The organism is Xanthomonas sp. CPBF 426, from assembly GCF_903989465.1.
GTDB lineage: Bacteria > Pseudomonadota > Gammaproteobacteria > Xanthomonadales > Xanthomonadaceae > Xanthomonas > Xanthomonas euroxanthea.
On sequence record NZ_LR861805.1, the window covers coordinates 2,178,501 to 2,201,459 of the forward strand.

Consider the following 22,959-nt stretch of genomic DNA (forward strand, 5'->3'; position numbering starts at 1 on the left):
ATGAGTGCTTCCACGGCAGCACCGGCACGTGACCGGTTGCGTATCGCCATCCAGAAGAGCGGCCGTCTGGCCGAACCGGCGCGCAGCCTGCTGGCGGCCTGCGGGCTGAGCTGGCGGCAGAGCCGCGACAAGCTGTTCTGCTACGGCGAATCGCTGCCGGTGGACCTGCTGCTGGTGCGCGACGACGACATCCCCGGCCTGATCGCCGATGGCGTCTGCGACCTGGGCATCGTCGGCCAGAACGAACTCGAGGAGCAGGCATCCGAGCGCCGCCGCAATGGCCTGCCGGCCGCGTATCACGCGGTGCGCGGGGTCGGGTTCGGCCAGTGCCGGCTGATGCTGGCGGTGCCGGAAGAGTGGGACTGGCAGGGCGTGGCGCAACTGGCCGGCAAGCGGATCGCCACCAGCTACCCGGCGATCCTGGCCGACTGGCTGGAGCGCCAGGGCATCGACGCGGCAGTGGTGGAATTGTCCGGCTCGGTGGAAATCGCCCCGCGCCTGGGCACCGCCGATCTGATCTGCGATCTGGTCTCCAGCGGCGCCACCCTGGCCGCCAACCAGCTCAAGCCGGTGGAACTGGTGATGGAAAGCGAAGCGGTGCTGGCCGGTGCGGTGCGCGAGCCGGCCGACGCACGCGCCGCGCTGCTGGCGATGCTGCTACGGCGCATGGACGGCGTGCTCAAGCTGCGCGACAGCAAGCTGCTGATGTTCCGCGCCGAGCAGGACGCCGTGGATGCGCTGCGCCGCCTGTTGCCCGATGCCGAGCCGCTGGTGCAGCTGCCCGACGACGGCAACGGCGCACTGCGGCTGCAGACCATGTGCCATGGCGCGGTGACCTGGCAGCGGCTGGAAGAACTCGAACGCGCAGGTGCGCAAGGTCTGATGGTGTTGACGGTGGAGCGCTCGCTGGCATGAATATTCTCGATTGGTCGCAACTGGACACCGCTGCGCGGACCCAGGCATTGACCCGCCCGGTGCAGACCGTGGCCACGCAGACGCGCGAGGCGGTCGCCGCATTGATTGCCGATGTGCGCACGCGTGGCGATGCCGCGCTGCGCGAGATCACCGCGCGTTTCGATGGCGTGGCACTGGACAGCTTCGCCGTGAGCGAGGCCGAATTTGCCGCCGCCGAAGCGGCGGTGGCGCCGGAACTGCGCCAGGCCATGCAGGACGCGGTGGCGCGCATCGACACCTTCCACCGCGCGGGCATGAGCGAAGGCTATGCAGTGGAGACCGCGCCTGGCGTGGTCTGCGAAAAGATCGTGCGGCCGATCGGCCGGGTCGGCCTGTACGTGCCGGCCGGCAGTGCGCCGTTGCCGTCGACTGCGTTGATGCTCGGGGTTCCCGCGCGTCTGGCCGGCTGCCGCGAGGTGGTGCTGTGCACGCCGCCGCGCAAGGACGGCAGCGTCGATCCGGCGGTGCTGGTCGCCGCGCAACTGACCGGCGTGCGCCGTGTGTTCAAGCTCGGCGGTGCGCAGGCGATTGCGGCAATGGCGTACGGCACCGATTCGGTTCCGGGTTGCGACAAGTTGTTCGGCCCGGGCAACAGCTTCGTCACCGAGGCCAAGCAGCAGGTGGCGCAGTCCGGCGCGGCGGCGATCGACATGCCGGCCGGCCCGTCCGAAGTGCTGGTGATCGCCGATGCCGGCGCGCAGCCGGCCTTCGTTGCCGCCGATCTGCTCTCGCAGGCAGAACACGGCCCGGATTCGCAGGTGCTGCTGTTGTCCGACAGCGATGCGCTGATCGCGGCGGTGCAGGTGGAACTTGATGCCCAGCTGGCGCAACTCTCCCGCGCCGGGATCGCGCGCCAGGCGCTGGCGCAATCGCGCCTGATCAAGGTGCAGGCGCTGCAGGAAGCGTTTGCGATCAGCAATCGCTATGCACCGGAGCACCTGATCCTCGCGCTGCGCGAGCCGCGTGCGTGGCTGGGCCAGGTCGAAGCGGCCGGCTCGGTGTTTCTCGGCGATTACACGCCCGAAGCGCTGGGCGATTACTGCAGCGGCACCAACCACGTGCTGCCGACCAGCGGTGCGGCGCGCGCCTATAGCGGCGTAAGCGTGGCCAGCTTCCAGAACATGGTCAGCGTGCAGGCCGCCAGCAAGGCCGGCATCGACGGCATCGGCGCTTGCGCGCTGATCCTGGCGCGCGCCGAGGGCCTGGATGCGCACGCCAATGCAGTGGCATTGCGCATGGGAGTGGCAGCATGAGTACGCCATCGATTCTGGAACTGGTGCGCGAGGATCTGCGTGCCTTCGCCGGCTATTCGTCAGCACGCACCAGCGCGTTGCAGGGCGATGTGTGGCTCAACGCCAACGAGTCGGCCTGGGGCAATCCTGCCGATCCCGACGGCAGCACGCGGCGCTACCCGGACCCGCAGCCCAAGGGTCTGCGCGCTGCATTGGCGGGGCTGTATGGCTGTACGCCCGAGCAGCTGCTGATCGGCCGTGGCAGCGACGAGGCAATCGATCTGCTGGTGCGCGGCCTGTGCGTGCCCGGGCGCGATGCGGTGGTGGTGACCCCGCCGGTGTTCGGCATGTACGCGGTCTGCGCGCGCCTGCAGAACGCACCCCTGGTCGAAGTGCCGCTGGTGGATGGACCGGACGGTTTCCACGCGGATATCCCGGCGATCGTCGAAGCAGCGCTGAGCTCGCAGGCCAAGCTGGTGTTCCTGTGCTCGCCGTCCAACCCGGCCGGCTCGGCAATTGCCCTGGACAAGATCGAAACCGCCTTGCAGGCATTGCAGGGCAGGGCGCTGGTGGTGGTTGACGAAGCCTACGGCGAGTTCTCCGACATAGCCTCGGCAGTGAGCCTGCTTGCGCGCTACGACAATCTGGCGGTGTTGCGCACGTTGTCCAAGGCGCATGCGCTGGCAGCGGCACGCATCGGCAGCCTGATCGCCAACGACGAGTTGATCGCCTTGTTGCGGCGCTGCCAGGCGCCATACCCGGTGCCGACGCCGTGCGCGGCAATGGCCGAACAGGCCTTGTCCGCGCCGGCGCTGGAGGTCACGCGCCGGCGCATTGCCGAGGTGCACAGCGAGCGCACACGCGTGCATACCGCACTCGAGCAGCTGGCCGGCGTGCGTCAGGTGTATCCCTCGCAGGGCAACTTTCTGCTGGTGCGTTTCGACGATGCAGAAGCCGCATTCCAGGCGCTGCTGGAGGCCGGCGTGGTGGTGCGCGATCAACGCGCGGTACCGCAGCTGTCCGATGCCCTGCGCATCACCCTGGGCACGCCCGAACAGAACGCGCGCGTGCTGAGCGCGCTGCAACGCACGCAGGAGGCCGCCGCATGACCCCGATTCTCTTCGTCGACCGCGACGGCACGCTGATCACCGAGCCGGCCGATTACCAGATCGACGCCTACGAAAAACTGCGCCTGGTCGACAACGTGATTCCGGCGATGCTGAAGTTGCGCGACGCCGGCTACCAATTCGTCATCGTCAGCAACCAAGATGGCCTGGGCAGCGAGAGCTATCCGCGGGAGTCCTTCGATGGCCCGAACAACCTGATGCTGCAGATCTTCGCCAGCCAGGGCATCGTGTTCCGCGAGGTGTTGATCGACTGCAGCTGGCCGGCCGACAACGCGCCCACGCGCAAACCCGGTGTCGGCCTGATGGTGCCTTACCTGCAGGACCGCACGATCGACTGGGCACGCTCGGCGATGGTGGGCGACCGCATCACCGACATCCAGTTCGCGCAGAACCTCAATATCCGCGGTTTCCAGCTGCGCACCGACGAATTCGGCGGCGAGTGGGACTGGCCAGGCATTGCGCACGAGCTGGCCGATGCGCCACGGCGTGCGGTGGTCCAGCGCAACACCAAGGAAACCAAAATCCGCGTCGAACTGGATCTGGATCGCGTGGCCGAACCGAAGACCGCCACCGGCCTGCCGTTCTTCGACCACATGCTGGAACAGATCGGCAAGCACGGAGGCTTTGCGCTGGATATCCGCGCCGAAGGCGATCTGCATATCGACGAGCACCACACCATCGAAGACACCGGTCTGGCGCTGGGCCAGGCCTTGCGCGAAGCGCTGGGCGACAAGCGCGGCATCGGCCGTTACGGCTTCGACCCCGACGACAGCCCGTGGCGTGTGGCCGGCGATACCACCCAGCATGGCTTCACGTTGCCGATGGACGAGACCATCGCCAGCGCCGCGCTGGACTTCAGCGGCCGGCCGTACTTCGTGTTCGAAGGCGAGTTCAAGCGTGAGCGCGTGGGCGACATGCCGACCGAACTGGTCCCGCATTTTTTCCGCTCGATCTGCGATGCCTCCGGATTGAACCTGCACCTGAGCGTGCGTGGCGAGAACGACCACCACAAGGTCGAGGCCTGCTTCAAGGCCCTGGCGCGTGCGCTGCGTCAGGCGATCCGTCGCGAAGGCACTGCGTTGCCCACCACCAAGGGTGCGCTATGACCGATGTCGCGTTGATCGATGCCGGCGGCGCCAACCTGGGCTCGGTGCGCTACGCATTGGAACGGCTGGGCGTGGAAGCGCGCCTGGTACGCGATGCAGCAGGGTTGCAGGGCGCGCAGCGGGTGATCCTGCCTGGCGTCGGCGCCGCGCCCGAGGCGATGTCGCGCCTGCGCGCACAGGGCCTGGTCGAGCCGTTGCGGCAGTTGCAGGTGCCGTTGATCGGCATCTGCCTGGGGATGCAGTTGCTGTTCGAACATTCCGAAGAAGGCGATGTCGATTGCCTGGGCGTGCTGCCGGGCATCGTGCGGCACATGACGCCCGCACTCGGCATACGCGTGCCGCATATGGGTTGGAATCAGCTGGTGCCGATGCGCGACTCCGCGTTGCTGGCCGGTTTGCCGGAGCGCGCCAGTGCCTATTTCGTGCATGGGTATGCCGCGCCGATGACGGCCGACACCGTGGCCGCCTGCGACCATGGCGGTCTGTTCACCGCAGTGGTGCAGCACGGCCTGCGCTGCGGCGCGCAGTTCCACCCCGAGCGTTCGGCCGAGACCGGTGCACGCATCCTGCGCAATTTTCTTGAGATGAGCTTCCCATGAGTTTCACCGTTTACCCGGCGCTGGATATCCGCAACGGTCGCGTGGTGCGCCTGCTGCAAGGCGACTACGCACGCGAGACGCAGTACGGCGACGATGTGCTGCCACGCGCGCAGGCGTTTGCCGATGCCGGCGCGCAGTGGATGCATCTGGTCGATCTGGATGCGGCAAAGGCCGGCGGTTATACGCTGGCCAGCACGCTCGGCGAGATCGCGCGTGCCACCGGCTTGCAGGTGCAGACCGGCGGTGGCGTGCGCTCACGCGAGGATGTGGCGCGCATCCTCGATGCCGGCGCCGCGCGCGTGGTGATCGGCTCGTTGGCGGTGCGCCAGGCCGATACCGTCATCGCCTGGCTGCAGGAATTCGGCGCCGACCGGCTGACCATCGCGCTGGACACGCGCCAGGACGCTGACGGTGTGTGGCAGTTGCCGGTGCATGGCTGGACCGAAGCGGCCGAGGCCACGCTGGATCAGCTGGCCGTGCGTTACGCGCAGGCCGGCCTGCAGCATCTGCTGTGCACCGACATCGCGCGCGACGGCATGTTGTCTGGCCCGAACATGGACCTGTACGCGCACTTGCGCGCGCTGGCGCCGCAGTTGCAGGTGCAGGTGTCCGGCGGCGCGCGCAACCTGGACGATGTCGCTGCCGCCAAGGCTGCCGGCTGCGCCGGCATCGTGCTCGGCAAGGCCTTGCTGGAAGGGCATCTGGCGTTGAAGGAGGCACTGGCATGCTGAGCCGCCGCATCATTCCCTGCCTGGACGTGCGCGACGGACGCGTAGTCAAGGGCGTCAAGTTCCGCGACCACATCGATATGGGCGATATCGTCGAACTGGCGCTGCGCTACCGCGCGCAAGGTGCCGACGAGCTGGTGTTCTACGACATCGGTGCCAGCCCGGAAGGGCGCTCGGTCGATTACACCTGGGTCGAGCGGGTGGCGCGGCTGATCGATATCCCGTTCTGCGTGGCTGGCGGCATCGGCGATGTGGACACCGCGCGCGCGGTGCTGCATGCCGGTGCCGACAAGATTTCGATCAACTCGCCGGCGCTCGGCAGGCCGCAGCTGATCTCCGAGCTCGCAGACGCCTTCGGCGTGCAATGCGTGGTGGTCGGCATTGACTCGATCCGCGAGGACGATGGGCAGTGGCGCGTGCGCCGCTACACCGGCGATCCGAGCAAGACCCAGGCCCTGCCGATGCGCACGCTGGAGTGGGTCGCCGAAGCGCAGCGTCTGGGCGCCGGCGAGATCGTGCTCAACTGCATGGACAACGATGGGGTGCGGCGCGGCTACGACATCGCGCAGCTGCGCCAGGTACGCGCGCTCTGCCACGTGCCGTTGATTGCCTCCGGCGGTGCCGGCGACATGCAGCATTTTGCCGACGTGTTCGACCAGGCCGATGTCGATGGCGCACTGGCGGCAAGCGTGTTTCACAGTGGCGCGATTCCTATCCCGGAACTCAAGCAATTCCTGCGCGCGCAACAGATCGAGGTACGTGATGGGCAGTAACGAGACGGCAGCGGGCGACGCGCTCGCCGCGCTGGACTGGAGCAAGGGCGATGGCTTGTTGCCGGTGGTCGTGCAGGACGCCGACAACCTGCGCGTGCTGATGCTGGGCTACATGAACGCCGAAGCGCTGGCGGTCACGCAGCAGCGCGGCGAAGTCACCTTCTTCAGCCGCAGCAAGCAGCGCCTGTGGACCAAGGGCGAGAGCTCGGGCAACGTGTTGAAGGTGGTGTCGATCCAGACCGATTGCGATGCCGACACGCTGCTGGTGCAGGCGCGCCCGCATGGGCCGACCTGCCATCTTGGCCGCACCAGCTGTTTCCCCACCGCGCCCGGCCAGTTCCTCGGCAGCCTGGATGCCTTGATCGCCACGCGCGAGCAGGAGCGCCCGCACGGCAGCTACACCACCAAGCTGTTCGAGCAAGGCATCCGCCGCATCGCGCAGAAGGTGGGCGAGGAGGGCGTGGAAACCGCGCTGGCCGGCGTGGTGCAGGGCGATGCCGAGTTGCTCGGCGAGTCGGCCGACCTGCTGTATCACCTGATCGTGCTGTTGCGCGCGCGCGGCCTGGGCCTGGGCGATGCGGTGGCACTGCTGGAGTCGCGCCACCAATAGCATCACCCCGTAGGAGCGCACCCGGGCGCGACGGAGCGTTACCGATAACGCCCGTCGCGCCCGGGTGCGCTCCTACGATGAGGGGGGGGCGTGATGTGCGCTCGGCCGTGGCAGGTACAATTTCCGCTGGTCTTTCCGCGGGAAAACGCATGCAGCTTCGCTTCGCTCTGTTGGCCCTGGGTTTGCTCGCGGGGGGCGCGTACGCACGCGATGCCGTGGTCGATGGCATCGTCTACGAAGAGCGCGACGGGCGTGCCGGACGCAGCGCCGACGAGCCGGGCATCAGCGACGTGAGCGTCTCCAACGGCGCGCAGCTGGTGCGCACCGACGCGCAAGGCCGCTACCGCCTGCCGGTACGTGACGGGCAGACGGTGTTCGTGATCAAGCCGGGCGACCGCAGCTTTGTGCCAAGCGCGGACGGACTGCCGGGTTTCTGGCGTCACTACGCACCCACGGGATCGGCCAGGCGCAAGTACCCTGGCATCGCCGCCACCGGGCGCAACACCCGGCACTGGGATTTCGCGCTGACCCCGCGCGCCAGCGCCGGCAAGGATGGGCTCCAGATGCTGGTGTTCGCCGACAGCCAGACCGCCAGCCTGACCGACGTGGGGTACTACCAGCGCGATATCGTCGCGCCGATCGTCGGCAAGACCCCGGCCCGGCTGGGCACCACGCTGGGCGATATCGTCAGCGACGATCTGAGCCTGTACCCGGCCCTGAACAAGGTCACCACCCAGCTGGGCGTGCCGTGGTTCCATGTGCCGGGCAATCACGATCTCAACTTCGACGCGGGCGACGATGCGCAGTCGCTGGACAGCTGGCGTGCCGTCTACGGCCCGGACACCTACGCGGTGGAAGAGGCCAACGCCAGCTTCGTGTTCCTGGACGATGTGATCTATACGCCAGGCGGCAAACCGGCCTATGTCGGCGGCCTGCGCGAGGACCAGTTCGCGTTCCTGCAGGCCTATCTGGCGCAGCTGCCGCGCGAGCGGCTGCTGGTGCTGGGCATGCATATTCCGTTGTTCGACGCAGCGCCGGGGCAGGAGACCTTCCGGCATGCCGATCGCCGCCGCCTGTTCGCCCTGTTGAAGGATTTCCCGCATGTGCTGGTGCTCAGCGCACACAGCCATACCCAGCGACAGGTCGATCACGGCGCCGACGAAGGTTGGCAGGGCGCCCGCCCGCTGCACGAATACAATGTCGGCGCTGCCTGCGGTGCGTTCTGGTCCGGTGCCAAGGATGCCGCCGGCATTCCCGACGCGACGATGAGCGATGGCACGCCGAACGGTTACGCGGTGCTGCAGGTGGCGCCCGGCGGCGACTACACGCTGGCCTATCACGTCGCGCGTTCGGTCGATGATGCGCAACTGCTGCTGCACGCGCCCAAGGTGCTGCGCCAGGGCGCGTATGCGGCCTGGGGGATCTACGCCAATGTGTTCATGGGCCGGGACGACACCCTCGTCGAGATGCGCATCGACAATGGCGCATGGCAGCCGATGAAGCGGGTGGAGCGTGCCGATCCGCGCCTGCTGGCCGAGAACGTGCGCGACGATGCGGCCGAGCAGTTGCGCGGCTACGACCGCTCGCCCGAGGCCACGCCATCCACGCACCTGTGGCGTGGCGCATTGCCGACCACGCTGGAGCTGGGCGAACACACCGTGGACGTGCGCGCGTCGCTGCCGACCGGGCAGTACAGCGCACGCACGGTATATCGCCTGCAGCGCGCCGATCCTTGAGGGGCTGTGCGGGGTGCGGGTGTGTGTGGAGAGCCCTTCGCGCATGAATGCGCTCCTACGGGAGCGTTGTGGATGGATGCGCGGCTGAATCCTGGGGGGCAGAAACACAAACGCCTCCACGAGGGAGGCGTTCTGGGATCCGGGCTGGCAGGCGATGGCGCGCTGGCGGGGATCGATGCTGGCTGGCGTGCGCTGGCTGGCCGGGCGAGTGTAGCGAGGCCGCGCAAGCGCTGACGAAATGAGAATTAGTCTCAGTGCGTGACAGTGATCAGGGTGTCGGTGCCGGTGTCGGCGGCACGGGCAGCGGGCTGCGCGGGCGGGTGGGAGCGGCCGGCGTTTTGGCGTTCGTCGGGCTGTGCAGTGGCTGCGTATCGGAATCGCTTTCTGGAGCGCGGTCTTGCCCGTCATCCGGCACAGCATCCAGCGGCGGATACGGATAGGCCACCTCCGGGCCTGCATGCAGGCCTGCACGCCAGCGTGCCAGCACCGGCGCGATGCGCCTGCCGAGCGACTGCTGCGGCAACGACGGCAATTCGCCGTCCTGTTTCTCGCGCGCAGTGATCGCCGTTTTGGCGCTGGCGAACGCCGCCAACGGGTCGTCGCTGCGGTTCATCGCATCGATCAACCAGGCCTGGCCGAAGTAGGTCGCATTGGAGGTGTTGCCGCAGCCGAACGAAGGCCGGTCTGCGCGCGCAGCAGTGAGGACCAGCGTGTCTGGTGAACGCAGCGCCGGAATGAAGCCGCCCGAGTAGCAGGCCGACAGCACGATGATGCGATTGCCGATCCCGGCATCGTCCAGCGCCTGGCGCAGATCCTGCGGGCTGATGAAATCCTCCTCGTTCTGGTCCACCTGCACGTACAGCGTGTGGTCTTCGGTGCCATGGGTGGTGACGAACAGCAGCAGCGCGTCTTCCTTGCGATCCATGCGCTTGCCGACCGCCGCAAGCGTGTCGTACAGGTTGTCGTAGGTCGCCAATGGCGCGTAAGGCTGCTCGCCCAGATTGTCCGGGTTGTTGACCAACGTGACCACGCGGCCGCGCGCATCGAAGCGCCGTTCGAACAGCTGCTTGAGGTAGAGCGTTTCGTTGCGGAATACATCGTCGCTGGCATCGCCGGCGAAGCCGACCACATACAGGTCGGTCACGCCGGGGCGCTGCGGCTGCAGCGCGTTCAAGGCCTGCGCGAGCGCAGCGTGGTCGACCGGATCGACCTCGTCCTTGCTTGCTGCCGCCTGGTTCGGCAATGCGGCACCGGCATCGGGATGGCAGCCGGCCATCAAGGCCACGATGACGATCAACAATGAGAGTCGCCGCAGCAAGGCGCTCGGTCCGAAGGTGGAATGCAGCGACATGGAAAAACGCCGAAGTCTGGTAGAGACGGGTGGAGCGCCTGGGCGCCGTGATTGCAACGCAGGCGGTGACGCTGCACAACGTCCATCGCTGTGCTTCAGGCACATCTTGCAGAATACGTCCCGTGCAGCTGGCCTTCCATGCCGGGCCTCGCCAATCCGCATCGGCGGGGCCGGCTGACCCGAGCCGGCAAAAGGCGGCGCGAGCGTGCCGTCAGGCAGGCGCAGATGGTGCACTTGAACCGTCACCTATCCGCAGCGCGCGAAGCACCAGACAGCGGCTGCGCTGACCCATTGGTGAGCGCAGCCGGCTTGTCGAGCGTGCTTACAGCGCCAGCTCGGTAAAACTCTCCACGCGCTGGTGGCTGCCGATCTCGTCGGCCGCGCGTGGCGTGGGGTAATCCTCCAGACGGTCCAGCAGCGCAGTGCGCATGCCGGCACGCTTGGCGGCGTCCAGCTCTTCGATCACATCCGACAGGAACAGGATCTCGCCCGGCGGCACGCCGATGCGTTCGGCGATGCGGCGGTAGCTGGCACTCTCGCGCTTGGGGCCGACCTCGGTATCGAACCAGTCGCTGATCAGCCCGCTCAGGTCGCCGGCATCGCTGTGCGCGAAGAACAGCTTCTGCGCCGGCACCGAGCCGGACGAATACACGTACAGCGGAATGCCGGCCGCATGCCAGGCCTGCAGCTGGATTGCCGCATCGGCATAGATATGCGCGGTGAAGTCGGCGGTCTTGTAGCCATCGCCCCAGATCATGCCCTGCAGCGCCTTGAGTGCGGTGTGCTTGCGATCCTCGTCGATCCAGGTCTGCAGGGTGCTGACCAGCACCTCGTCCGGCACATCCTCGCCGATCTCGTCGGCCACCTGGTTGAGCCAGTGCCGCACCTGTGGGTGGCCACCGTGCTCGCGCACGTAGGCCGGCATGGCGCGGCGCGCATACGGAAACAACACGTCCTTGACGAACGAGATGCTGCTGGTCGTACCTTCGATATCGGTGAGGATCGCTTGCGGTCGTGTCATCGTCAGCTGGCCTTGTGAGGTTTCTCGGGGGCGTAGCGGGGGAATTGTTGGGCGATTTCGGTGCCGGTGAAATGGCCGACCCAGCCATCAGGCTCGGTGAAGAAGCGGATCGCCACGAAGTGCGGCTCCGGCCCCATGTCGAACCAGTGCAGGGTGCTGTCGGGCACGGCGATCAGGTCGTCCTTCACGCATTCGATCTCGTAGACCTTGTCGTCCACGTGCAGCGTGAACAGGCCCGAGCCGGCCACGAAGAAACGCACCTCGTCTTCCTTGTGGAAGTGCTCGTCGAGGAATTTGGCGCGCATCTCCTCGCGCTTGGGGTTGTCCGGCGCGATGCTGACCACGTCCACGGTCTTGAAGCCGCGCTCGGCACTGATGCGGTCGATGTCGACGCGGTAGGCATCCATGACCTGCTCGGGCGTGGCGCCGGGCTCGACCGGCTGGCTGGCATGCCAGCGCTCGAAGGTCACGCCGATCTTGGTCAGCTCGGCGGCGATGGCATCGCCGTCGCGGCTGTCGAATTCCGGAATGCTGGGATTGGTGTCGGCGAAGATACGCAGTCGGCTCATGGCGATCTGGCTCACAAGGGAAGGGGAGGTGGCTAGGACTCAGCGCGGGCCGCGCAGCTTCAGCAGCTGGAGTTCGCAATGCAGCAGGAATTCGAAGGCCTCCAGGTGACGGCGTGCCTCGGCCATGTTGCGGCCCCAGGCATACAGACCGTGTCCTTCGATGAGATACCCCCACAGGCTCTGTTTGTCCAGCAAGGCCTCCACTTGCGCGGCCAGCACCTGCATGTCCTGGGTATTGGCGAACACCGGCACGTCCACTGCCGTTTCATGGGTGGTGTTGCCCTCGAAGGCTTTCAATAGCTCATAGCCTTCCAGCCGGATCACGCCGGCGCCGGCATACAGCCGCGAGGCGATGGTCTGCACCGGCGAATGGGTATGCAGCACGCAGCCGATCTCCGGGAAGCGGCGATACAGCTGGGTATGCAGCAGCGTCTCCGCGGACGGGCGCAACGGCCGGCCGACGGCTAGGCCATCGAAGTCCACCACCATGATGTCTTCCTCGACCAGGCGGCCCTTGTCGCGGCCGGACACGGTGATCGCGGCGTGCTGTTCGTCCAGGCGATGGGAGAAATTGCTGCTGGTGGCCGGCGTCCAGCCGGCCTGGGCCAGCTCGCGGATGTTGCGGATCAGCAGTTGCGCCAGCTCGTGCAGACGCGCGGCGCTATAGGGCAAGGGGGCAGTGGTCGCATTCATGGTCCTATTCTACTGCCCCGCCGGATTACGGTCAGGTGCAGCGCAGCAGGGTTTGTTGCTGCCACGCCCGGGTCGCGAATGGCTGACAGGAGACAAAGAGCGCGCGTCAGGCGGTGAACGCAATGGTTTTTGTTAGCCGCCTCTTGTCGGAGGCAGTCAGAGAGCCAGGTGAAACGCTTTAGTCGGTCGAGGGCGCGGTGCCCTCACCGCTTGCGGGACACGCCGTGAACCCGTCCCTGGGGGCTCGGTGGCGGCATCCATGCCGCCACACGGTCCCGCAACCGGTGAGGGCACCGCACCAGACAGTTGGTCGGCTGTTTTCTTGAAAACATGTTGCTCGGCTTGCGGTGGGCAGGCTAGACGTTTGTAGTCTGGTCTTCCGCTCGGCTTGCGGACGCCCCCGTGATCCAACCAGAGCACGTCATGCACTGCTTGCAAACACACACACCGACCATTTCGACAGGTCCTTGCCCGCCCACCGTCGCGGGACCTTACGCGGCATGGATGCCGCGTAAGAGCCTACAGGGACGTACTTGCGGCGTGTCCCGCGACGGTGGGCGGGCAAGGACCCTGCAGCCAAGTTGCAGATCAGCAGACCAGGGCCCTGCAGCCAAGTTGCAGATCAGCAGACCAGGGCCCTGCAGCCAAGTTGCAGATCAGCAGACCAGGGCCCTGCAGCCAAGTTGCAGATCAGCAGACCAGGGCCCTGCAGCCAAGTTGCAGATCAGCAGACCAGGGCCCTGCAGCCAAGTTGCAGATCAGCAGACCAGGGCCCTGCAGCCAAGTTGCAGATCAGCAGACCAGGGCCCTGCAGCCAAGTTGCAGATCAGCAGACCAGGGCCCTGCAGCCAAGTTGCAGATCAGCAGACCAGGGCCCTGCAGCCAAGTTGCAGATCAGCAGATCAGGGCCCTGCAGCCAAGTTGCAGATCAGCGGATCAGGGTCCTGCAACTAGGTCACAGATCAGCCGCCCAGCAGCCGAAGACCTGTCGCCCTCTCTGCCATACACCGGCGGGCGGTCGTTCGTCAGTGGCTGCTGGCGTGCGCGCGTGCTCAGCGACCGTCGCGCAGACGGCTGTGGCGGTAGCCGTAGCCGAAATAGACCACCAGCCCGACCAGCGTCCACACCCCCATCAACATCCAGTTGTGCAGGGTCATCGCCGACAGCAGCGCCAGGCAGCTCAATACGCCGGCGCTGCAGATCAGCCAGGCCACCGGCATGCGGAATGGGCGCGGCAGTTCCGGGTGGGTACGGCGCAGGATCAGCACGCCGGCGCATACCGCTGCGAAGGCGATCAGCGTCCCCATCGAGGTCAGCTCGCCCAGCACGTCCAATGGGAACACCGCCGCCAGCAGGGCGATGCCTACGCCGGTGATCACGGTGTTGACGTGCGGGGTGCGGTACTTGGGATGGATGCGGGTGAAGATCGACGGCAGCAGGCCGTCGCGCGCGATGATCATGAAGATGCGCGGCTGGCCGATGATCATCACCAGCACAACCGACGACAGCCCGATCAGTGCACCCACTTCCACCACCACGCGCAGCCAGGCTAGTTGCGGATGTGCCGCTACCGCGGTCACCACCGGCTCGTCGGTGCCGAGCAGGGTGTAGGGCACCAGGCCGGTCATCACCGCCGCCATGGCGATGTAGAGCACGGTGCAGATGACCAGCGACAGGATCATGCCGATCGGCAGATCGCGTTGCGGGCGGTGCGATTCCTGCGCCGCCACCGACACCGCCTCGAAGCCGATGTAGGCGAAGAACACCATTGCCGCGCCGCGCAGCACGCCTTCCATGCCGTACTTGCCCGGGCCTTCGTTGGCCGGGATGAACGGGTGCCAGTTGGCGGTATCGACGTATTTCCAGCCCACTGCGATCACCAGCAGGATCAAGCCGGTCTTGAGGATCACCATCGCCATGTTCATTGCCGACGACTTGCGGATGCCCACGTAGCACAGCCAGGTCAGCAGCAGCACGATACCGGCCGCAGGCAGGTTGGCGATCGCGCCGGTGCGCTGCAGCTTGCCGTCCAGCGGCGCGCTGACCAGGGCGGCCGGCAGGTGGATGTTGAAATGTTCCAGCAGGCTGAGGAAGTAGCCGGTCCAGCTGACCGCCACCGCCGAGGCGGAGACGCCGTATTCCAGCACCAGCATCCAGCCGATGAACCAGGCCGCCAGTTCGCCGAAGGTGGCGTAGGTATAGGTGTAGGCACTACCGGACACCGGCACCATCGCGGCAAATTCGGCGTAGGCCATCGCGCAGAACGCGCAGCACACCGCGGCCAGCACGAACGACAGCATGATCGCCGGGCCGGCATGGTCGGCCGCGGCCTGGCCGGTGATGACGAAGATGCCGCCGCCGATCACCGCGCCAATGCCCAGGGCAGTCAGCCCCCAGGGCCCGAGTGCACGTTGCAGGCCCAGCCCGTCGGCCGCCTCATGGCTGGCGTGCGGGTGTTTGGTGGCCCAGAGTTGCTTGAACATGCAGCGGTTCCTGTTGAATCCCTGCACATGGAGGTGCGGGCGTGTGCGAGATGTGCGGGCTCTTGCGAGGGACTTGCAGTCAAACCCTGCGGGCCAGCCGGCTATGGCGAATGCCATACCCGAAATAGATGACCAGGCCGATCACGGTCCAGCCCACGAACACCTTCCAGTGTTCCTGGAAGGCCTGGAAGAACAGGAACAGGCAGGCCAGCGCGCCGAGCGGGCAGATCAGCATCGCCAGCGGCACCCGGAACGGCCGTGGCAGATCCGGCTTGGTGAAACGCAGCACCATGACCCCGGCGCACACGGTGGCGAAGGCGAGCAGGGTGCCCATCGACACCAGTTCGCCCAGCACGCTGAGCGGGATCAGCCCGGCCAGCAGCGCCGCGACCACGCCGACGAAGATCGTTCCGACGTAGGGCGTGTGGAACTTCGGGTGCACCTTGCCGAACAGTCTGGGCATCAACCCGTCCTTGGCCATGGTGTAGAAGATGCGCGGCTGCGCCATCAACATCACCAGCACCACCGAGGACAGGCCGGCGATCGCACCGATCTCCACTGCGGTCTTGAGCCAGGTCAGCTGCGGGTGCGCTTCCAGCGCCGTGGCCACCGGCTTGGCGGTGCCGAGCTGGGTGTAGGGCAGCAGGCCGGTCAGCACCGCGCAGACGATGATGTAGATGACGGTGCAGACCGCCAGCGACACCAGAATGCCGATCGGCATGTTCTTCTGCGGATCCTTGGTCTCGCCGGCAGAGGTGGAGACCGCGTCGAAGCCGATGTAGGAGAAGAACACGATGGACGCCGCGCGGAACACGCCGTCCCAGCCGAACTGGCCCGGCCCGGTGTTTTCCGGAATGAAAGGGTGCCAGTTGGCCGGATCGATGTAGGCGATGCCGAAGCCGACGAACAGGCAGATCACCACCACCTTGATCGCCACCACGATGGCATTGGCGAACGCCGACTGGGTGACGCCCACGTAGCACAGCATGCTCACCGCAGCCACGATCAGCACGGCCGGCAGGTTGATGAGGTTGCCGGAGCTGACAAAGTTGTGGCCGTCCCAGGCCAGTGGTGCACCGGCCAGCTCCGCCGGGAACGGCAATCCGAGCGTGCCGGTCAGGAAACTGATCAGGTAGGCCGACCAGCCGACCGCCACGCTGGAGCCGGCGAACAGGTATTCCAGCACCAGGCACCAGCCGATGAACCAGGCGATGCCTTCGCCGAGGGTGGCGTATGAATACGAGTAGGCGCTGCCGGAGACCGGCATCATCGCCGCGAACTCTGCGTAGCACAGGCCGGCGAACGCGCAGGCGATGCCCGCAAACACGAAGGACAGCATCACCGCCGGGCCGGCATGGTTGGCAGCGGCCTGGCCGGTCAGCACGAAGATGCCGGCGCCGATCACCGCGCCGATGCCGAGCATGATCAGGTGCTTGGCGGTGAGGGTGCGTTGCAGGGTGGCTTCGCCTTGCAGGCTGCCTTCGACCGGTTCGCCCCCGTCCACATGTCCAGCGGGCTCGATCGGTTTGACCCTCAACAGAGACTTCAGCATTCGGTACATCCCTAAGTGGCAAGGCTAAGGCGCTGGCGCCCGGGCGAAGGTGTGCGCCGCGTCCCCAACGGACAGGCAAGCGGCCTACCTTGCCAAAGCTACACGCTCACGACAAGCACGTACGCAGCATGAATGGCGATAATGGCCACCTGGCCCGCGACGGGCGACCGAGAACGACAGATGGTGGATGCAACCCTGCAACAGCGATTGGCCGACTACCGCGCACGCTGGCCCGACGAAGCCGGGCTGGCCGAGCAGTTCGCACAGCTGCTGGACGATGCCACCAACCCGTTCCTGCGCGAGCGTGTCGAAGGTCATTTCACCGGCTCGGCCTGGGTGGTCAGCGCCGATGGCACGCGCACGTTGCTGACCCACCACCGCAAGCTGCAGCGCTGGCTGCAGCTGGGCGGGCACGCCGACGGCGACCGCGACCTGGGGCAGGTGGCCCTGCGCGAGGCGCAGGAGGAATCCGGATTGAGCGGCTTGCGCCTGGTGGATGCGGCCATCTTCGACCTGGACCGCCACTGGATTCCCGCACGCGGCGAGGTGGCCGGGCACTGGCATTACGACGCGCGCTATGTGGTGGTGGCTGGAGCGGACGAGGCGTTCGAGGTCAGCGAGGAGTCACTGGCCCTGGCGTGGCGGCCGATCGCCGAGCTGCTTGCCGATCCGCAGCTGGATCCGTCGATGCGGCGCATGGCCGAGAAGTGGGTGGCGCGAGGCGTGTGAGGGGGATTGAGGGCGTGTGCCCTCATCCGCCCTGCGGGCACCTTCTCCCGCAAGCGGGAGAAGGGAGCGCGCTGGAGAAAGAAGTACGCGAGGGAAGGGCGCCAGCGGGAAGACAAGGGCGCGCGGAAGAAAGGAGCACGCGCGAGAAGGGCGCGAGCGGGAGGGGCGCGAGCGGGAGAAGGTAGCTGGCGGGAGAAGAGGGCGCGCGGAAGAGGGGAGCGCACGCGAGGGACGCGAGCGGGACAAGGGAGCACGCGAGAGAAGGAAGGGAGCACCCGGGGGGGAGCACCCGGGAGAAGGGAGCTCCCGGGAGAAGGGTGACCTGCACTTGCTTCTCCCGCTTGCGGGAGAAGGTGGCGCAAAGCGCCGGATGAGGGCCGCGGATGAGGGCCGCGCGTGCATCAACAGCTCAATACAAGATCCGCGTCCGCAAGGTCCCCTCGATCAACGCCAGGCCTTCCTTCAGCGCGGTGGCCTGCGCCTCGCTGGCGCTGACGTCGATCACCACGTAGCCCACCTTGGCATCGGTGCGCAGGAACTGGCCGTCGATGTTGACGTTGTGGCGCGAGAACAGTTCGTTGATCTTGGACAGCACGCCCGGCACGTTGCGGTGGATGTGCAGCAGGCGCAGGCTGTCGGGATGCTCGGGCAGGGTGACCTCGGGGAAGTTCACTGCCGACAGGGTGCTGCCGTTGTCGCTGTAGCGCACCAGCTTGGCGGCCACTTCGACACCGATATTGTCCTGCGCTTCCAGCGTGCTGCCGCCCACGTGCGGGGTCAGGATCACGTTGTCGTGTGCGGTCAACGGGGATTCGAACGCGTCGCCATTGCCCTTGGGCTCGATCGGGAACACGTCCACCGCCGCGCCGCCGATCTGGCCGGAGCTCAGCGCCGCGTCCAGTGCATCGATGTCGATTACCGTGCCACGCGAGGCGTTGATCAAGTGCGCGCCGTGTTTCATGCGCGCGATTTCCGCCGCGCCGATCATGTCCTTGGTCGACGGCGTCTCCGGCACATGCAGGGTCACCACGTCCGCGCGTGCCAGCAGGTCGTCCAGGTCGATCGCCGCGCGCGCGTTGCCCAGCGACAGCTTGGTTTCGATGTCGTGGAAGATCACCTGCATGCCCAGCGACTCGGCCAGCACGCCGACCTGGGTGCCGATATGCCCGTAACCGACGATGCCCAGCACCTTGCCGCGCGTTTCGTGGCTGCCGGCGGCCGACTTGGACCAGCCGCCGCGATGGCATTGGGCGTTCTTCTGCGGGATGCCGCGCAACAGCAGGATCGCCTCGGCGATGACCAGCTCGGCCACGCTGCGGGTGTTGGAGTAGGGCGCGTTGAACACCGGGATGCCGGCCAGTTCGGCCGCGTCCAGATCGACCTGGTTGGTGCCGATGCAGAAGCAGCCCACCGCGATCAACCGCTTGGCATGTGCCAGCACCTGCGCGCTCAGCTGCGTGCGCGAGCGGATGCCGACGATATGCGCCTCGGCGATGCGGGCGATCAACTCGTCTTCCGGCAATGATTTGGCGTGCAGCTCGATCTGCGAATAACCGGCGGCGCGGAACACATCCACGGCAGTCTGGCTGATGCCTTCCAGCAACAGGACGCGGATGTCCTGCTTGGGAAACGAGGTTCTCTTCGGCGACATGGGGGAGCGCAATGCAGCAATCGGGTCGGCAACTATGCCAGATGGGCTGCGCGATGGGGCGGTCGCAACGCAGTGTTTGCGTAGGCAAAGTCCTTGCGGTGCAACGGTTTCAGCTGAATCCAACACCGCCTCGGCCGCAGGCCATGCAGCTGGACGAGGCTGGCGTGCACTGGCACGCTGTGCGGTTCCTACCGCAGCGCCGTGTGCCATGACCGATCCCCGCATCCTTTCGTTGCAACAGGCCGTGCCCGCGTTGCGTTTGAAGACCGAGCCGGCCGACCTGGAACACTACGGCCGCGACTGGACGCGGCGCTGGACGCCCAACCCGCTCGCGATCGCCTTGCCCAGCTCGGTGGACGAGGTGCAGGCGGTGCTGCGCTGGGCAAATGCGCATGCGGTGGCGGTAGTGCCTTCGGGCGGGCGCACCGGCCTGTCCGGCGGCGCGGTGGCCGCCAACGGTGAGCTGGTGCTGAGCCTGGAGCGCCTGAACAAGCCGCTGGAGTTCAACGCGGTGGATCGCACGCTCACCGTCCAGGCCGGCATGCCGCTGGAGGCGGTGCACAACGCCGCGCGCGAGCACGGGCTGGTGTATCCGGTGGACTTTGCCGCACGTGGCTCGTGCTCGATCGGCGGCAATATCGCCACCAACGCCGGCGGTATCCGCGTGATCCGCTACGGCAACACCCGCGAATGGGTGGCCGGCCTGAAGGTGGTCACCGGTGCCGGCGAGCTGCTCGAACTCAACAACGCGCTGGTGAAGAACTCCAGCGGCTACGATTTCCGCCATCTGCTGATCGGCTCCGAAGGCACGCTCGGTGTGGTGGTCGAAGCGACGCTGCGATTGACCGACCCGCCGCCGCCCAGCAACGTGATGCTGCTGGCGCTGCCTTCGTTCGAGGTGCTGATGCAGGTGTTCGCCGCGTTCCGCGCGCAGCTGCGGCTGGAGGCATTCGAATTCTTCACCGACCGCGCACTGGAGCACGTGCTGGCGCACGGCGCGCAGGCGCCGTTTGCGCAGGTGCATCCGTACTACGTGGTCACCGAGTTCGCCGCCGGCGACGCGGCGCAGGAAGCCGCGGCGATGGCGGCATTCGAGACCTGCATGGAGCAGGGCTGGGTCAGCGACGGGGTGATCAGCCAGAGCGATGCGCAGGCCGCGCAACTGTGGCGACTGCGCGAAGGCATCACCGAGGCGCTGGCGCGCTACACGCCCTACAAGAACGACGTGTCGGTGCGCATCTCGGTGATGCCGGCATTCCTGGCCGAAACCCAGGCGCTGCTGCACGATGCGTATCCGCATTTCGATGTGGTGTGGTTCGGCCATATCGGCGATGGCAACCTGCATATCAACGTGCTCAAGCCCGATGGCACCAGCCAGGCCGATTTCGTCGCGGCCTGCGACCAGGTGACCAAGTTGCTGGCGCAGGCCTTGCAGCGTTTTGGCGGCAGCATCTCTGCCGAACACGGCATCGGCCTGGTCAAGAAGGCCTACCTGTGGAGCACGCGCTCGGCCGAGGAGATCGCCTTGATGCGCGGGATCAAGCATGTGTTCGATCCTCATCTTTTGCTGAATCCCGGCAAGCTGTTCGAGATCGACGACGCGCCTGCCGCTGCACGTGCCGGTTAGTCTTTCACCACCTTCACATGGAATCGATACGCCAATGATGCGCTCCCTCGTGTTTTGCGCCCTGACGCTGCTGCCGCTGGCAGCCGTTGCCTCCAGCCTGGCCGGGACCTCGGCCGGCGCATCGTCGGCCGGTTCGTCCAATTCCTCCGGCAGCAGTTCCGGCGACGACAAGGTGGTGGCCGACGCACGCGAAGATGCGGCCGGCTTTGTCGCCAGCAATGGCGCGATCCGCGGCGTGCGTCTGGAAGCGGCGCTGCTGCGGCTGCGTAGTCGTAGCGATGCGGCGCGGCTGTCCAGCGACCTGGAACTGGCGCAGTCCATCCTGGCCCAGTGAGTTCTCCACGCCGGTGCTGGTGGCTGTGGCTGGCCGCAGTGATCGCACCGGCGGCGCACGCCGAGCCACGCGTCGATGTCGATCCGCAGGGCCTGTCGGCGGCGCAGATCGAGGCTTCGCATGCCTTGGTGCAGCAGGTTGCGCAGCGCCTGCCGCCGGCCTGGATGCAGCGTATCGACGCACCGATCCAGCTGCAGTGGCGTACGGATTTGCCGGCACACGTGCATGGCCGCGCGATCGGCCGGCGCATCCTGCTCGATCGTGCGCTGCTGGATGCCTGGAGCGCGCAGGCGACAGCTGCGCAGGCCGACTCCGGTGCACCGGCCACGCGCGCGGCGATGGCGGCGGTGGTGCACGAACTGGCGCACGTGCTGGACCGCGGTGCGCATGGTGGCCTGTCGCATTCCCCGCGCCTGCGCGACCTGGCTGGCTGGCAGGTGCGTCCCTGGCGGATCGGGCGTGGCGCAAACCGGTTCAGCGATCGCAGCCCCGACGATTACGAACGCCGCAGCCCGGCCGAATTCGTCGCGGTGAATCTCGAACACTACGTGCTCGATGCCGATTACCACTGCCGGCGTCCGGCGCTGGCGGCCTGGTTTGCCGAGCAGGTTGGCGCCATGCCCGATGCAACGCGCTGCGAGGCGGCGCTGCCGTATCTGCAGGCCGACAACGATGCCGGCGCAATGTCATTGCTGGCACTGGATCCATCGCGGGTGTATTCGGTGGATTACCTGCTGGCCGAGGGCAATGCGCAGCCGATGAGCCGCTGGGGCCACAGCATGCTGCGTCTGGTGATCTGCGCCCCTGGTCGTGCGCCCGGCCCCGATTGCCGTCTGGATCTGCAGTATCACCGCGTGCTGTCGTTCCGCGCCTTCGTCGGCGATGTGCAGATTTCCAGCTGGCGCGGGCTGACCGGCGCGTATCCTTCGCGGCTGTTCGTATTGCCCTTGAATCAGGTGGTCGACGAATACACCAAGGTGGAGCTGCGTGCCCTGTCGTCGGTGCCGCTGAAGCTCACGCCCGAGGAGATCGCCGCGCTGCTCGCACGCGCCGCGCAGGTGCACTGGAGTTACGACGGGCGCTACTACTTCATCGGCAACAATTGCGCGGTGGAGACCTTCAAGCTCCTGCACGACGGCGTGCCGCGGCTGGCCGCGGCCGGGCTGTCGTCGATCACCCCGCGCGGCGTGCGCCAGCGGCTGCACCGTGCTGGCATCGCCGACCTGCAGGTGCTGGACGACCGTGCGCAGGCGACTCGCCAGGGCTATTACTTCGAGTCGGCGGCGGCGCATTACCAGGCCATGTTCGAGGTGATCCGGCGCGGCCTGCCGCTGCCGCAGACCAGCGTGGAGCAATGGCTGGACGCGCGGCCGGACGCACGTGCGCAATGGTTCGAGCGCGGCGGTCTGCGCGAGACGGCTGCAGCGTTGTTGCTGGAACAGGCCGCGTTGCGCCGCCAGGAGTTGCTGGTACGCGATGCGCTCAAGCGCCTGCTGACACCCGGCGCAGCCGGGCGTGACTCGGTGCAGGGTCAACTGCAATCACTATTTGCGCGGCAGGCCCAGCTCAGTCACCCGGCCACGCTGTTGGGCAGCGCCGGCTACGGACTGCCGCAAGCAGACGAGCAGCTGGACCTGAGCGCGCGCGTGGCGCAGGAAGCCGGCGTACTAGTCGACGGCTGGAAACAGCTGCAGGCACTGGGGCGGCAGCAACTGCCGGCCGAGGTCCGCACTGGATTGGAGCAGGGCGAGGCGAATGTGCAACGTCTGCGCGCGCGCCTGCGCGGGCTAGCGCGGGGTGATGCGGCTGCCGACGAAGTGCGGTCAGGGATGGGGATACTTCCGCAGGCGCAATAGCGGTTCGGACCACGCGGGGGAGGGCGGTACCGGCCCCTCTCCCTGCGGGGCGAGAAGGCGCGGCGTGCACGCCACTGGCGCGCGGAGCGGAGATTGGGGCGAGGGGACGGGGCGAAGCTCCCGTAGAGGTCCAACTGCATGAGGCTTCGCCCGTCCCCTCATCCGGCGCTTTGCGCCACCTTCTCCCGATGGGGGAAGGGATGCGCTGTGGTGTGCAGCTGCAAGTCC

Annotated in this window: 20 protein-coding genes; 13 read left to right on the forward strand and 7 right to left on the reverse strand. The window is 67.0% G+C overall.

Features of this window, described 5'->3' with window-relative positions:
- The 9 genes from hisG (at position 1) to H7A87_RS09420 (ending at position 8,865) form a co-directional block, all read left to right on the forward strand.
- Positions 1-915 (forward strand): ATP phosphoribosyltransferase, encoded by a 915-nt coding sequence (hisG, locus tag H7A87_RS09380; protein WP_104535551.1) that lies wholly within the window; start codon positions 1-3, stop codon positions 913-915.
- A complete protein-coding gene (gene hisD, locus H7A87_RS09385; protein ID WP_119128438.1) occupies positions 912-2,207 on the forward strand; it encodes a histidinol dehydrogenase in 1,296 nt (431 codons plus the stop codon). The genes hisG and hisD overlap by 4 nt, the downstream gene beginning before the upstream one ends.
- Complete coding sequence (hisC, locus tag H7A87_RS09390; RefSeq protein WP_119128439.1) at positions 2,204-3,295, forward strand: histidinol-phosphate transaminase; 1,092 nt, start codon at positions 2,204-2,206, stop codon at positions 3,293-3,295. Before hisD ends, hisC begins: the two co-directional genes overlap by 4 nt.
- Complete coding sequence (gene hisB / locus H7A87_RS09395) at positions 3,292-4,419, forward strand: bifunctional histidinol-phosphatase/imidazoleglycerol-phosphate dehydratase HisB (protein ID WP_119128440.1); 1,128 nt, start codon at positions 3,292-3,294, stop codon at positions 4,417-4,419. The genes hisC and hisB overlap by 4 nt, the downstream gene beginning before the upstream one ends.
- On the forward strand, positions 4,416-5,018 hold the full coding sequence (hisH, locus tag H7A87_RS09400) for an imidazole glycerol phosphate synthase subunit HisH (protein ID WP_016904936.1): 603 nt from the start codon (positions 4,416-4,418) through the stop codon (positions 5,016-5,018). Before hisB ends, hisH begins: the two co-directional genes overlap by 4 nt.
- Complete coding sequence (gene hisA, locus H7A87_RS09405) at positions 5,015-5,749, forward strand: 1-(5-phosphoribosyl)-5-[(5-phosphoribosylamino)methylideneamino]imidazole-4-carboxamide isomerase (protein ID WP_104648627.1); 735 nt, start codon at positions 5,015-5,017, stop codon at positions 5,747-5,749. Before hisH ends, hisA begins: the two co-directional genes overlap by 4 nt.
- A complete protein-coding gene (hisF, locus tag H7A87_RS09410; protein ID WP_104648628.1) occupies positions 5,743-6,519 on the forward strand; it encodes an imidazole glycerol phosphate synthase subunit HisF in 777 nt (258 codons plus the stop codon). Before hisA ends, hisF begins: the two co-directional genes overlap by 7 nt.
- Positions 6,509-7,129, forward strand: a complete 621-nt coding sequence (gene hisIE / locus H7A87_RS09415; RefSeq protein ID WP_104648629.1) for a bifunctional phosphoribosyl-AMP cyclohydrolase/phosphoribosyl-ATP diphosphatase HisIE — start codon at positions 6,509-6,511, stop codon at positions 7,127-7,129. The genes hisF and hisIE overlap by 11 nt, the downstream gene beginning before the upstream one ends.
- A gap of 149 nt (positions 7,130-7,278) precedes the next feature.
- Positions 7,279-8,865, forward strand: a complete 1,587-nt coding sequence (locus tag H7A87_RS09420; RefSeq protein WP_104648630.1) for a calcineurin-like phosphoesterase family protein — start codon at positions 7,279-7,281, stop codon at positions 8,863-8,865.
- 268 nt (positions 8,866-9,133) lie between these two features.
- Here the strand turns inward: H7A87_RS09420 and H7A87_RS09425 are convergent, their stop codons facing one another.
- The 6 genes from H7A87_RS09425 to H7A87_RS09450 form a co-directional block, all read right to left on the reverse strand.
- Positions 9,134-10,216, reverse strand: a complete 1,083-nt coding sequence (locus tag H7A87_RS09425; RefSeq protein WP_119128441.1) for a C13 family peptidase — start codon at positions 10,214-10,216, stop codon at positions 9,134-9,136.
- Positions 10,217-10,538: 322 nt separating this feature from the next.
- Positions 10,539-11,237, reverse strand: coding sequence for an acireductone synthase (mtnC, locus tag H7A87_RS09430; protein WP_115676855.1), 699 nt, complete (start codon positions 11,235-11,237; stop codon positions 10,539-10,541).
- A gap of 2 nt (positions 11,238-11,239) precedes the next feature.
- Positions 11,240-11,806, reverse strand: coding sequence for an acireductone dioxygenase (locus tag H7A87_RS09435; protein WP_104585392.1), 567 nt, complete (start codon positions 11,804-11,806; stop codon positions 11,240-11,242).
- 39 nt (positions 11,807-11,845) lie between these two features.
- Entirely contained in the window at positions 11,846-12,499 is a 654-nt protein-coding gene (locus H7A87_RS09440; RefSeq protein ID WP_119128442.1) for a methylthioribulose 1-phosphate dehydratase, read from the reverse strand.
- A gap of 1,052 nt (positions 12,500-13,551) precedes the next feature.
- The gene (locus H7A87_RS09445) at positions 13,552-14,982 is read right to left on the reverse strand and encodes an amino acid permease (protein ID WP_016904398.1); all 1,431 of its coding nucleotides are present in this window, start codon (positions 14,980-14,982) and stop codon (positions 13,552-13,554) included.
- 79 nt (positions 14,983-15,061) lie between these two features.
- The gene (locus H7A87_RS09450; protein WP_164739368.1) at positions 15,062-16,534 is read right to left on the reverse strand and encodes an amino acid permease; all 1,473 of its coding nucleotides are present in this window, start codon (positions 16,532-16,534) and stop codon (positions 15,062-15,064) included.
- A gap of 141 nt (positions 16,535-16,675) precedes the next feature.
- On the opposite strand from H7A87_RS09450, the gene H7A87_RS09455 reads away from it, so the two are divergent.
- Entirely contained in the window at positions 16,676-17,263 is a 588-nt protein-coding gene (locus tag H7A87_RS09455; RefSeq protein WP_180496961.1) for an NUDIX hydrolase, read from the forward strand.
- Positions 17,264-17,672: 409 nt separating this feature from the next.
- On the opposite strand, the gene serA is transcribed toward H7A87_RS09455, so the two are convergent.
- Positions 17,673-18,914 (reverse strand): phosphoglycerate dehydrogenase, encoded by a 1,242-nt coding sequence (gene serA, locus H7A87_RS09460; protein ID WP_119128833.1) that lies wholly within the window; start codon positions 18,912-18,914, stop codon positions 17,673-17,675.
- 208 nt (positions 18,915-19,122) lie between these two features.
- Here serA and H7A87_RS09465 point away from each other — a divergent pair, with 208 nt between their 5' ends.
- From H7A87_RS09465 to H7A87_RS09475, 3 genes are read left to right on the forward strand one after another with little or no spacing between them, the layout of a single operon-like run.
- A complete protein-coding gene (locus tag H7A87_RS09465) occupies positions 19,123-20,541 on the forward strand; it encodes an FAD-binding oxidoreductase (protein WP_119128832.1) in 1,419 nt (472 codons plus the stop codon).
- A gap of 34 nt (positions 20,542-20,575) precedes the next feature.
- Positions 20,576-20,875: a DUF2388 domain-containing protein gene (locus tag H7A87_RS09470; RefSeq protein ID WP_047125458.1), complete on the forward strand. Its 300-nt coding sequence runs from the start codon at positions 20,576-20,578 to the stop codon at positions 20,873-20,875.
- Positions 20,872-22,731, forward strand: a complete 1,860-nt coding sequence (locus tag H7A87_RS09475) for a DUF4105 domain-containing protein (protein ID WP_119128831.1) — start codon at positions 20,872-20,874, stop codon at positions 22,729-22,731. The genes H7A87_RS09470 and H7A87_RS09475 overlap by 4 nt, the downstream gene beginning before the upstream one ends.
- Positions 22,732-22,959 lie beyond the last annotated feature (228 nt).

Excerpts from the sequence above, each read along its gene's own strand:
- hisB (WP_119128440.1), top strand. The coding sequence starts at position 3,292 with ATGACCCCGATTCTCTTCGTCGACCGCGACGGCACGCTGATCACCGAG.
- H7A87_RS09425 (WP_119128441.1), bottom strand. The coding sequence starts at position 10,216 with ATGTCGCTGCATTCCACCTTCGGACCGAGCGCCTTGCTGCGGCGACTC.
- hisC (WP_119128439.1), top strand. The coding sequence starts at position 2,204 with ATGAGTACGCCATCGATTCTGGAACTGGTGCGCGAGGATCTGCGTGCC.
- H7A87_RS09420 (WP_104648630.1), top strand. The coding sequence starts at position 7,279 with ATGCAGCTTCGCTTCGCTCTGTTGGCCCTGGGTTTGCTCGCGGGGGGC.
- hisH (WP_016904936.1), top strand. The coding sequence starts at position 4,416 with ATGACCGATGTCGCGTTGATCGATGCCGGCGGCGCCAACCTGGGCTCG.
- H7A87_RS09470 (WP_047125458.1), top strand. The coding sequence starts at position 20,576 with ATGATGCGCTCCCTCGTGTTTTGCGCCCTGACGCTGCTGCCGCTGGCA.
- hisF (WP_104648628.1), top strand. The coding sequence starts at position 5,743 with ATGCTGAGCCGCCGCATCATTCCCTGCCTGGACGTGCGCGACGGACGC.
- mtnC (WP_115676855.1), bottom strand. The coding sequence starts at position 11,237 with ATGACACGACCGCAAGCGATCCTCACCGATATCGAAGGTACGACCAGC.
- hisG (WP_104535551.1), top strand. The coding sequence starts at position 1 with ATGAGTGCTTCCACGGCAGCACCGGCACGTGACCGGTTGCGTATCGCC.
- H7A87_RS09435 (WP_104585392.1), bottom strand. The coding sequence starts at position 11,806 with ATGAGCCGACTGCGTATCTTCGCCGACACCAATCCCAGCATTCCGGAA.
- H7A87_RS09440 (WP_119128442.1), bottom strand. The coding sequence starts at position 12,499 with ATGAATGCGACCACTGCCCCCTTGCCCTATAGCGCCGCGCGTCTGCAC.
- serA (WP_119128833.1), bottom strand. The coding sequence starts at position 18,914 with ATGTCGCCGAAGAGAACCTCGTTTCCCAAGCAGGACATCCGCGTCCTG.
- hisIE (WP_104648629.1), top strand. The coding sequence starts at position 6,509 with ATGGGCAGTAACGAGACGGCAGCGGGCGACGCGCTCGCCGCGCTGGAC.
- hisD (WP_119128438.1), top strand. The coding sequence starts at position 912 with ATGAATATTCTCGATTGGTCGCAACTGGACACCGCTGCGCGGACCCAG.
- H7A87_RS09445 (WP_016904398.1), bottom strand. The coding sequence starts at position 14,982 with ATGTTCAAGCAACTCTGGGCCACCAAACACCCGCACGCCAGCCATGAG.
- H7A87_RS09450 (WP_164739368.1), bottom strand. The coding sequence starts at position 16,534 with ATGCTGAAGTCTCTGTTGAGGGTCAAACCGATCGAGCCCGCTGGACAT.
- H7A87_RS09465 (WP_119128832.1), top strand. The coding sequence starts at position 19,123 with ATGACCGATCCCCGCATCCTTTCGTTGCAACAGGCCGTGCCCGCGTTG.
- hisA (WP_104648627.1), top strand. The coding sequence starts at position 5,015 with ATGAGTTTCACCGTTTACCCGGCGCTGGATATCCGCAACGGTCGCGTG.
- H7A87_RS09455 (WP_180496961.1), top strand. The coding sequence starts at position 16,676 with ATGGCCACCTGGCCCGCGACGGGCGACCGAGAACGACAGATGGTGGAT.